Raw genomic sequence first — 6,579 nt, forward strand, 5'->3', positions numbered from 1 at the left:
GAAGCAATACTATCCCATTCGCTTACTGAAAAGTTGCAAAGAATTCCTGCAGATGAAAGTAGTGCGACGCAACGATGCTGCCACAGGGATATGTCGCCGGCCACCAAATTATTAGGGCTGAAAAACGATGAGGGCAAGGTGCCTGGCTTTACTCTTGCCCAATACAAATTCTACATGCTCAACATAAAAAAGCCCCCTGTAACTGCAGGGGGCTAATCATTATCATCAATCAAATCAGGTCAATCAGCGGTAATTATTTCACTTCTTCAAACTGTGCATCTTCTACTGTATCAGAAGAACCGCCCTGGCTACCTGCATTGGGCTGTGCCCCGCCGTTAACATCGGGGCCTGCGCCGTTTGCAGCACCTGCCGCGGCCTGCGCCTTGTAAATTTCTTCACTTGCAGCAGTCCACGCTGTGTTCATTTCAGTTAAAGCTTTTTCAACAGCATCGGCATCCTGGCTCTTATGCGCTTCTTTAAGTTTGGCTAATGCGTCCTCAATTGGCGCCTTCTTATCAGCCGGAATTTTATCGCCAAACTCTTTCAGTTGTTTTTCTGTCTGGAAAATCAGGCTGTCAGCCTGGTTAAGTTTGTCAATCTTTTCACGTGCTGCCTTATCTGTTGCTTCATTGGCTTTAGCCTCATTCTTCATCTTTTCAATTTCATCCTTGCTTAAACCGCTGCCAGCTTCAATGCGTATTTTCTGTTCTTTGCCGGTGCCTTTATCTTTAGCGCTTACGTGTAAAATACCGTTGGCGTCAATATCAAAAGTTACTTCAATCTGTGGTACGCCGCGGGGTGCTGGTGGAATATCTGCCAACTGAAAATGACCAAGGCTTTTGTTGTCTTTTGCCAGGCTTCTTTCACCCTGTAGTACATGTATTTCCACACCTGGCTGGTTATCGCTGGCGGTAGAGAACACTTCTGTTTTCTTGGTAGGTATGGTGGTGTTGCTGTTAATCATGGTTGTCATAACGCCACCCAGTGTTTCAATACCCAGGCTAAGCGGGGTTACGTCCAGTAACAATACGTCTTTTACTTCGCCGGTCAATACCGCACCTTGTATAGCAGCGCCTACGGCTACAACTTCATCGGGGTTTACACCACGGTTAGGCTTTTTGCCAAAGAACTTTTCTACTATCTCCTGCACCTTGGGTATGCGGGTGCTACCGCCTACCAGTATCACTTCATCAATTTGCGAAGCACTGTAGCCTGCATCCTTTAAAGCGCCTTCACAAGGTTTTAAACACCTTGCAAAAAGGTTATCTGCCAGTTGTTCAAATTTGGCCCTTGACAGTTTCAGTACCAGGTGCTTAGGCACGCCGTCAACAGCGGTAATGTAAGGCAGGTTAATTTCTGTTTCTGAAGATGAAGACAATTCAATCTTTGCTTTTTCTGCAGCCTCTTTCAGGCGCTGCAAAGCCATCGGGTCTTTACGCAGGTCAATAGCTTCGTTTTTCTTAAACTCGTCGGCCAGCCAGTCCATAATCACTTTATCAAAGTCGTCACCACCAAGATGGGTATCACCGTTGGTTGACTTCACTTCAAAAACGCCATCGCCCAGTTCAAGAACAGAAATGTCAAATGTGCCGCCACCAAGGTCAAACACCGCTATTTTCATATCCTGGTGTTTCTTATCCATACCGTAGGCCAAAGCCGCGGCGGTGGGTTCGTTCACTATGCGGCGTACATTTAAACCGGCAATTTCACCGGCTTCTTTAGTGGCCTGCCTTTGTGCGTCGTTAAAATAAGCAGGTACAGTAATTACCGCCTCATTCACTTCCTGTCCAAGGTAGTCTTCCGCGGTTTTTTTCATTTTCTGCAAAATCATGGCAGAAATTTCCTGCGGGGTGTATAAGCGGCCATCTATGTCAACACGAACGGTATTATTGTCACCTTTTGCCACTTTGTAACTCCAGTGGCTTATTTCTTCGGTCACTTCGTCAAACCTGCGGCCCATAAAACGTTTAACGCTCATAATGGTATTATGAGGGTTGGTAATAGCCTGGCGTTTGGCGGGGTCGCCCACTTTACGTTCGCCATTTTTAAGAAAAGCTACTACAGAAGGGGTGGTGCGGCGGCCTTCGTCGTTCGCAATAACCACCGGCTCGTTACCTTCCATAACGGCCACGCAACTGTTAGTAGTTCCTAAGTCAATTCCTATAATCTTTCCCATATAATTGATTTCCTTTAAGGTTAGTATTCAAACTTTTACTGGTTTCCTTCGACAATCATTATGCCACGAGGGGCAGAGGTGAAAAAATGGCAGAGAGAAAACCGGCATGTTGCCGCCAGGGGGATAATAATCTGGGCGCCTGCCGAAGGCACCGGGCTTTCCGCTCATACTCCGGCACAGGGCCAACGCACAAAGCTTCACCGGGGTATCCGCTTCAATCCCTGGCGCGGGCATTACGTTTTTATGTGCGCATTAGGATATGTATGAACATTTGGGGATACTGTATGTAACACACTACGGGAGCTCATCCTGGTGCGGGTCTTCACGCACCGGCTCGGTGACCAATTCATTTAATAAGCACGGCGGTTTTGACAGAATATTGAAAAAATGTCTGTCAAAACCGCCGTAAAAAATAGCTGTTAACCTGCTACCTTTTCTACAGGTAGCCCAATATTTTCAGCATGCTCTGGGCGCTTTGCTCTTTGGCATATACCCAGTCAACCAGCTTGCCGTTTTTGTCTTTTTCCACAATAATGTGTTTGGGTGATGGTATCAGGCAATGCTTAATTCCACCGTAGCCGCTAATCTGGTCCTGGTAAGCACCGGTATGAAAGAAGCCTACCACCAACGGTTCTTCTTTTTCGGCCGTTTTTTCTTCATCCTTGTCTTTCAGCTTAATATTTGCCGCCCGGTCATTTACCGAGGTTAGCTTGGGCAGAAACACTTCATTAATGTGTTCTTCAGAATCGTAGTAATCGTGGCTGTCGCAGGTAATGCCGCCCAAAACCACACGCTGGTATTCATTATCCCATTTGTTGATAGGCAACAGCAGGAATTTTTCGCCAATGCCCCAGGTATCGGGCAGGGTGGTGATGAAGGAAGAATCAATCATGTACCATATCTCACGGTCGTTCTGCACTTTCTGGCCGGTAACGCTGTAAATATGCGCCATGCTTTCGCCAACGGTAAAGCTGCCGAATTCGGTGTAAATATTAGGCATGGGCACTTTTAACCTTTTGCAGGTTTTTTTGATGTTTCCCACAATCTCATTGATCATAAACTGGTAGTCGTACTCAAAACCCAGCGAATGTTTGATGGGGAAGCCGCCGCCGATATTGATGGAATCCAGTTCCGGGCAAATTTTTTTTAGCTGGCAATACAGGTTAATAATCTTGTTTAGCTCACTCCAGTAGTAGATATCGTCTTTTATGCCCTTATTCAAAAATATATGGAGCATCTTTAACTGAAACTTATCCTCGTAGCCTTCAATCTGGTCAACGTAAAATTCCAGTATGTCTTTAGCCCGTATGCCCAGCCTGGATGTATAAAAAGGAAAGTTAGGCTCCTCTTCGGCCGCTACGCGTATGCCCAGTTTAAAGGGCTGTTTTACGCTGCGCTTGTATGCCTGCAGTTCTTCAATATTGTCAAGCACCGGTATTACATTCTTAAAACCGGTATTAATTAACCTGGCAATACGGGAAGTGTAGCTTTTTTGCTTATAACCGTTGCAGATGATGAAGATATCCTTGGTTATTTTCTTTTTCTCATACAGCCTGTTAATAATCTCAATATCGTATGCATAAGATGTTTCCAGGTGTATATCGTGTTTAAGCGCTTCCTCCACCACAAAGGAAAAGTGCGAACTCTTGGTGCAGTAGCAGTAAAAATACTTACCCTCGTATTTATGTTTTTTAAAAGCGTTGTCAAACAGCTTTTTGGCTTTGTTTATCTGCATGCCAATCTTGGGCAGATAAGTTAGCTTCATAGGCGTTCCATATTTCTTAATCAGCGCCTGGAGGTCAAGCCCGTTAAATTCAAGATAGCCGTTATCGTTAACGTTAAACCCTTCCTGCGGAAAGTGGAAAGTTTGCTTCACCAGCCCGGTGTAAGTATTGTTCATCCTTTTGGGTTAGATAAAATTGTGAACAAAGATTTTTAGGACGCAAAAATAGTTTTTTGAACAACTCGCCAAATAAAAAAAACCGGCCACAAATGCTTGTGCCGGTTTCTTTTATAATAGGCTGATAATAATTATTTAACAGACGCTACCAACGCTTTAAAGCTGGCTGGCTCGTTCATGGCCAAATCTGCCAGAACTTTGCGGTTAAGCTCAAGGCCTTTAACGTTCAGCTTGTTAATAAACTCGCTGTAGGTTAAGCCTTCTTCTCTTACTGCGGCGTTAATACGGGCAATCCACAACTGGCGGTATTCGCGTTTTTTCAGTTTGCGGCCTACGTAAGCGTAGGTTTGGCCTTTTTCAACAACGTTTTTGGCAACGGTATATACATTTTTACGTTTACCGTAAAAGCCTTTGGCGGCTTTAAGCACCCTTTTTCTTCTTGCCCTGGATGCTACGGCATTTTTTGAACGTGGCATAATTATAAGTTTGAAGCCGGAAGCACGATAATAAGAACCACCAGCTAAGTTTTAAAATTTGTTTAATTACTTGTGGCGGTTGCTTTATTTTAAACGAAGTAAACGCATAACGAAATCTTTGTTGGTATCGCCAACCACACCTTTTTTGCGAAGGCTGCGTTTGCGTTTGTTAGATTTCTTGGTTAAGATGTGTCGTTTAAAAGCTTTCTGGAAGGTGATCTCGCCTGTGCCTGTCACCTTAAAGCGCTTCTTGGCGCTGGAGTTTGTTTTTACTTTTGGCATTGTATAATCTGTAAGATTACTCCCTGCTGGCGCCCCGCCACATGCGGGAACTTGTAGAGCCTTACGGGAAATGGAGCGCAAAAGTAGGGGTTTTGGGGCAAAAAACCGCTACTTCTATTATTTTTATCCTTCTTAGCTAACAGGATGGTTTTGCTTCGCAAAATTATTTTTTTTATGGGCCCGGCGGCAGGAACACGTATGAGGCTTCCGTTGCGTCGCACACTTAGCGTCTGGATTTGCTGTTGAGCTTTTCCCGCAGGGTAGTTTTCCCTGTACAGCGCCAACCCGGCAACCTGTAGAGGCAACTGGTATACCTTAAATATTCCCCAAACCGAAAACCATACTCACAGCTAACAGCTCATTGCTCATAGCTATGAGTTATCTTTGCGCAAATTTTTTTTATGAGCCGTAAAGGAAAGGTTTTGGTAGCAATGAGTGGCGGTATTGACAGTACCGTTACGGCTCTCATGCTGAATGATGAGGGCTACGAAGTAGTGGGCATTACCATGAAAACATGGGATTATGCCACCAGTGGCGGTGGGCACAAAGAAACAGGCTGCTGTAACATTGACAGTTTTAACGACGCCCGGCAGGCTGCTGTGCAGCATGGCTTTCCGCATTTTATACTGGACATACGCGAGGAATTTGGCGATTTTGTTATCGAAAATTTTGTAGAAGAATATATGGCTGGCCGTACGCCCAACCCCTGCGTTATGTGCAATACGCACATTAAGTGGCGGGCTTTGCTTAAAAGGGCCAATGCGCTTGGTTGCGATTATATAGCTACCGGGCATTATGCCAAGGTTTCCAGGGCTGATAACGGCCGTTACATGTTAAGCAAGGCTGTGGATGAACTGAAAGACCAGAGCTATGTACTGTGGGGGCTTGACCAGGAACTGTTGAGCCGCACCATTATGCCGCTGGGTATTTACCGCAAAACACAAATAAGGCAGATGGCGCTGGATTACGGCTACCCCGAACTGGCTAAAAAAAGTGAGAGCTACGAAATTTGCTTTGTGCCTGATAATGATTACCGCGGCTTTTTAAAACGCCGGGTAGATGGGCTGGAAGCTTCTGTTGCGGGCGGCTGGTTTGTGGATAAGGCGGGCAAGAAACTGGGCCAGCACAAAGGCTATCCTTTTTATACTGTAGGCCAGAGAAAAGGGCTGGATATAGCACTGGGCAAGCCTGCTTATGTTACGGCCATACACCCGGATACAAATACCGTTGTTCTGGGCGATGAAGCCGATCTTGAACAGAATGATATGATGGTAGGAAAGCTTAACTGGGTTAAGTACGATGGCATAACGGATGGGATGGAAGCATTTACAAAAATTCGCTATAAAGACAAAGGTGCATTAAGTAACCTCTACAATGCTGATGGCGGCGGCATACGTGCCCGTTTTTACGAGAGTGTAAAAAGCATAGCACCCGGCCAGAGCGCCGTTTTTTATGATGGCGACGATGTAATAGGGGGCGGTATTATACAAAGGGGCCACCTGCTGTAAGTTTTTCACGAAACATAACTACAACCTGCTGCATCCCCAAAGGGAGTTGTCTTTTTCTTTGGTATGTATAGTGCCTGCCTGCAAAAAAGCCTGTCGCACCCAGGTACTTTGTACTTCGTAAATCGTAATTCAATCATCTGCCTGCCTGCAAAAGAAGCAGCCTGTTGCACCTTTGGGTGAGGGATTGAAGCGGTTACCCCGGTGAGGCCATCGCAGCATGGCCTTGTGCCGGAGTAA

General features: G+C 45.6%; 5 protein-coding genes. 1 reads left to right on the forward strand and 4 read right to left on the reverse strand.

Translation table 11 applies throughout. From position 1 onward, the window contains the following. Positions 1-253: 253 nt before the first annotated feature. The 4 genes from dnaK to rpmI all read right to left on the reverse strand — a co-directional run bounded on the left by dnaK (position 254) and on the right by rpmI (position 4,915). Positions 254-2,176, reverse strand: coding sequence for a molecular chaperone DnaK (gene dnaK, locus F0364_RS21975; RefSeq protein ID WP_153799972.1), 1,923 nt, complete (start codon positions 2,174-2,176; stop codon positions 254-256). A 436-nt stretch (positions 2,177-2,612) separates the two neighbouring features. Continuing rightward, the gene (locus F0364_RS21980; RefSeq protein WP_153799973.1) at positions 2,613-4,076 is read right to left on the reverse strand and encodes a type III PLP-dependent enzyme domain-containing protein; all 1,464 of its coding nucleotides are present in this window, start codon (positions 4,074-4,076) and stop codon (positions 2,613-2,615) included. A gap of 131 nt (positions 4,077-4,207) precedes the next feature. Then, positions 4,208-4,552 carry a 50S ribosomal protein L20 gene (gene rplT / locus F0364_RS21985; protein WP_153799974.1) on the reverse strand — a complete coding sequence of 115 codons (345 nt, stop codon included), beginning with the start codon at positions 4,550-4,552 and terminating at the stop codon, positions 4,208-4,210. Between the two features lie 84 nt (positions 4,553-4,636). Then, positions 4,637-4,915: a 50S ribosomal protein L35 gene (gene rpmI, locus F0364_RS21990; RefSeq protein ID WP_442345986.1), complete on the reverse strand. Its 279-nt coding sequence runs from the start codon at positions 4,913-4,915 to the stop codon at positions 4,637-4,639. Between the two features lie 320 nt (positions 4,916-5,235). On the opposite strand from rpmI, the gene mnmA reads away from it, so the two are divergent. After that, entirely contained in the window at positions 5,236-6,342 is a 1,107-nt protein-coding gene (gene mnmA / locus F0364_RS21995) for a tRNA 2-thiouridine(34) synthase MnmA (protein ID WP_153799975.1), read from the forward strand. The last annotated feature ends 237 nt before the right edge of the window (positions 6,343-6,579 follow it).

Source organism: Foetidibacter luteolus, assembly GCF_009650435.1.
Lineage (GTDB): Bacteria > Bacteroidota > Bacteroidia > Chitinophagales > Chitinophagaceae > Foetidibacter > Foetidibacter luteolus.